The sequence below is a fragment of the Sporosarcina sp. P13 genome, from assembly GCF_002743055.1.
Classification (GTDB): Bacteria; Bacillota; Bacilli; order Bacillales_A; family Planococcaceae; genus Sporosarcina.
The window spans coordinates 1-3,546 of sequence record NZ_PDYM01000069.1; the positions used below are offsets into that span (position 1 = coordinate 1).

At 32.3% G+C, this 3,546-nt stretch carries 6 protein-coding genes; all 6 read right to left on the bottom strand.

Annotation, left to right across the window (positions count from 1 at the left end; all coding sequences use genetic code 11):
- Nucleotides 1-126: 126 nt before the first annotated feature.
- Nucleotides 127-762 carry a hypothetical protein gene (locus CSV79_RS16290; RefSeq protein WP_099690096.1) on the bottom strand — a complete coding sequence of 212 codons (636 nt, stop codon included), beginning with the start codon at nt 760-762 and terminating at the stop codon, nt 127-129.
- 172 nt (nt 763-934) lie between these two features.
- Nucleotides 935-1,291, bottom strand: coding sequence for a hypothetical protein (locus CSV79_RS16295; RefSeq protein ID WP_099690097.1), 357 nt, complete (start codon nt 1,289-1,291; stop codon nt 935-937).
- A gap of 209 nt (nt 1,292-1,500) precedes the next feature.
- Nucleotides 1,501-1,710: a hypothetical protein gene (locus CSV79_RS16300; RefSeq protein ID WP_099690098.1), complete on the bottom strand. Its 210-nt coding sequence runs from the start codon at nt 1,708-1,710 to the stop codon at nt 1,501-1,503.
- Between the two features lie 103 nt (nt 1,711-1,813).
- On the bottom strand, nt 1,814-2,272 hold the full coding sequence (locus tag CSV79_RS16305) for a hypothetical protein (protein WP_099690099.1): 459 nt from the start codon (nt 2,270-2,272) through the stop codon (nt 1,814-1,816).
- A gap of 496 nt (nt 2,273-2,768) precedes the next feature.
- Nucleotides 2,769-3,185, bottom strand: a complete 417-nt coding sequence (locus CSV79_RS16315) for a DUF4275 family protein (protein WP_099690101.1) — start codon at nt 3,183-3,185, stop codon at nt 2,769-2,771.
- 149 nt (nt 3,186-3,334) lie between these two features.
- The gene (locus tag CSV79_RS16945; protein WP_158232572.1) at nt 3,335-3,511 is read right to left on the bottom strand and encodes a hypothetical protein; all 177 of its coding nucleotides are present in this window, start codon (nt 3,509-3,511) and stop codon (nt 3,335-3,337) included.
- Nucleotides 3,512-3,546 lie beyond the last annotated feature (35 nt).

Here is a 3,546-nt window from a genome sequence, read left to right on the forward strand (position 1 = left end):
GGAATGCAAACTTACGGGGACTATGGTCAATGGTTTCTGTTGCAATAGAAAAGCATCTCCTTAAAGTTGATATATTGATCATACTAGGAGATGCTTTTTAAAAATATGCGTTGTTTGATTGGGGGCTTACTTTACATCTTGTTCAATAGAGTTTATGAACGGTTCTTTCATTTTAAAAATTTTATCTTGATTAGATCGGGAATCGATACCTTCTGCCCTAATCAGCCAATTATTTTTCACCACATCATGGATAGAATTAAAAAGTTGATTAACCTCTTGCAGTAGCATTTTATCTTGGTTATTAAGTTGATTGGTAATTATCTTATCTTCTAAAGATTGAAAATAAAAACGAAAACCACCAGTAGTAAATAAGTTACTCAATACTTTATATTGTTTTTCGGAGCCTACAATATATCCATTATATCCATATTGTTCATCCTCTTTTGGAACGAGATAGTCCGCTGTTAAAACTGTGTTGTGTAATGTTTGTACCCATAAACTCCATTCATTACTAGCTTTTATTGTTAAATCTACTGCCTCATCTTTAGACATACTTTCGATTTCATTTAATCTTTTTAAAATATTTTGTAAGTCGTCTGCATTGTATTGGTGAAGGAATTCTAAAAAAATTAGATTTGATTTATTTAGATATATCTCTTTTGTCCAACCAGTTTCTTTTTGGGATTTATCAATGAAAAATACTGAAGTAAAGACTAATAAGATTAAAACAAATATTCCAATTTTCATTTTAATACTTGACAATCATGACACCTCATAATAACATTAATATTTTTTCATTCTCATGAACCCGTTTTAGGGTTAGATTTTCCAAACCTTGTTCAACTATCGCGCCTGTTAGTTCAATAACAACCTTTAGAGTAGGAGGTCACTAATATTTAACGAATGTGGTAACGCTTCGTTTTGATGCAATAGTTCATCTAGAAAGCTCTTCTTTCCATTTCTTTGTGTCTAATTGATATTCACCGTATTGATCTTTGTAATTTTTTTTTAAGAGATTAATTGTTCTGGACTCTTCTGGATAATTATGTGATAAGGGATAACCCAGTCGTCCTTCCTCAAATATATATAGTTCTACAACGTCCCCTATTTCCATAAATGAATCCAAGAATGTAATAAATTCAATATCTTCACCTCCAAGTTCATAAACATAAGGGAGGGTAAACAGTAAACTTTCCTTATACGCTTCACCATTTAGAAATGGATAATTATTTTCACTTGTGTGATATTCAGGAATAGGTTTTAATGTAGCGATAAAATAATGAGCTGTCATTGAAAAATTCCTTTCAATAATACAATATTCTTATTAAAGCAACCCAATCATAAGTATAACCTTGAATAATATCAATATTAATTTTCACCTAAAGTCTTATCGAACTAACCTGCCCCTTTAGTTGAACAAGAAAAAAAAGCCGTCTGAGCAGCTTAACGAACTTCAAGTAAAGCACCCGATTCCTGAAGATAGATGGGCACTACTCTTAATTATCTACACTCGAAGGAATATTTGCTTGTGAGAATATTATGTATTTCTAATGTCTGTTCTCCACTGTTTTCGTGACATTGTAAACTTAATGCCCCGATTTCTTTGGTGTTTAAATAACTGGCACTAGCAATTAATAGAGTAACAGCTAGTAAGAGAGTTAATGCAATCAATAAAACAACTGTGACATATTTATTTTTGGATAAACTCATTTTCACCCCCCTCTCTTTTATATAGTTTGCTTCTCAAAATGGCCCGATTACTGAACTAGGTGCAGATCTCTTATACAAGAATCGCATCCGTTAGTTCAATAGCTTAATCCCATTTATCTAAAGTCCACCCCTCAACTAATCTTTCCTTGAGAAAGGTATCATTCCACGTTCCCCAAGGCGATAGTTGCTTTTGTTCATCGTTTAATTTTTCAACTCTTTCTCTTTGCCAATTATCATAATCAACGATATGCCAGCAAATAAATTCACCTTTTATTATATGTTTAACTCTAAATTTTTTTGGTAATACAAATTCTTTAGGTATTGGATAGTTACCCATTTTACTAACTATTTTCTGTCTTAATGCGTCACCTAAAGGGAAATGAATAAGATATAATTCTTTCTGTTCTACTAATTTATTAAACTCATCTTTATTATCCTGATTTAAATTCGGTAATATCCTGATTAGCGAACCTATTTCTTCGTTCTTATGAACATATTGAAAATATGCAATTCCATTTGAAGTTTCAATCCCAAAGACATCACCTATTTTTAAAAGCGCCAATTTTACTCACCCTAATTCCACTTATTTTTATTGTATATTCTACAACCAATAAACACACACTCTCAATCATCGTTTATCTTGTCTGAATAATACTTTGATAATGTAATCTATAATAAAACCATAGATTAACCATACGAAAAGGTGCACAAAAAGCCTGGAAACAGGATTTTAGAATGTTCGCTATCATACAGTAAATCATGAATATTAAGAGCCCAAAATATTTTTCCTAGCAAGGGATCAAGGGCGAATATTATATCTTTAACTGGGTTATACAACACTTCAAATATGTAGTGAATAACTACCAATATAGGCAGCCAAAAAGAAAACCGTTTTAACAATAACATGAATTCCCCCCTCGACATCTTGCTAATTTCTCTCTAAAATTAACCAGTTTTCTAAGAACCAATAATATTCATTCAACAACAATCTGGCCCTTATATGGAATAAGGGCGCAGATCCTTGCTACACAAACGCGCCCGATTGTTGCAATTACCTTTTATAGTTTTTGAATAAAATAAGGACCTAATCCTATATCAGTTTCATGTGTGATGACAAATGTCCATTTGTTTTCCCAATCCATCACGTATATGTCTGTATAGTTCCAATCCCATTCATCGTAAGGTAAATCTTTCATTTTTAGGTTCTTAGCATTTTGAACTAAGAATGCTTCATTCGTGAATTGGTAAAAGATTGTACAACGGCTCTTTTTTTGTCTTTCGAATGCCCTTATAGCCTCTTCCCTTTCAAAACATGTAACCTTTTCATAACTACAAAGGTGCCATAAAAACGATTCTAAATATATTTCCTTTTGCTCCTGCTTTGAAAGATGATTAGCAAAGTTTTCAAGCCACTTTCCACGTAAGTAACGTCCCCACTTTGGTATTTCCAACACCCTAAACTCTTTATTTTGCATAATATTTAACCTTTCTTAACAAGTACCAAGTGTTAATTTTTTATAGTGACTTGTTTTAAAATTCTTATTCATAATCTGGCCCGTTTGTGCGATATGGACGCAGTCGCTTATTCAGCAATCGCACCCGTTAATGGAATATGATTCAGTATTTACTTATTAATTTTCAGCATCACGTTTAAAGACCAAATTGTTGAGATGGCAATTATCATACCTCCCCCTGCTACGACAATATTAATCCAATCAAACGACCCAACAAAAGTTTTAATAAGTAATACTAGGCAAGCGATAAAAAATACGATTGAGAAACCAATTAAAAACTTATGCATATTTCATCCTCCTCTTAAAAGAAACTGGCCCGTTT

Coding starts and splice junctions, on each gene's coding strand:
- CSV79_RS16295 (WP_099690097.1), bottom strand. CDS start 1,291: ATGACAGCTCATTATTTTATCGCTACATTAAAACCTATTCCTGAATAT.
- CSV79_RS16300 (WP_099690098.1), bottom strand. CDS start 1,710: ATGAGTTTATCCAAAAATAAATATGTCACAGTTGTTTTATTGATTGCA.
- CSV79_RS16315 (WP_099690101.1), bottom strand. CDS start 3,185: ATGCAAAATAAAGAGTTTAGGGTGTTGGAAATACCAAAGTGGGGACGT.
- CSV79_RS16945 (WP_158232572.1), bottom strand. CDS start 3,511: ATGCATAAGTTTTTAATTGGTTTCTCAATCGTATTTTTTATCGCTTGC.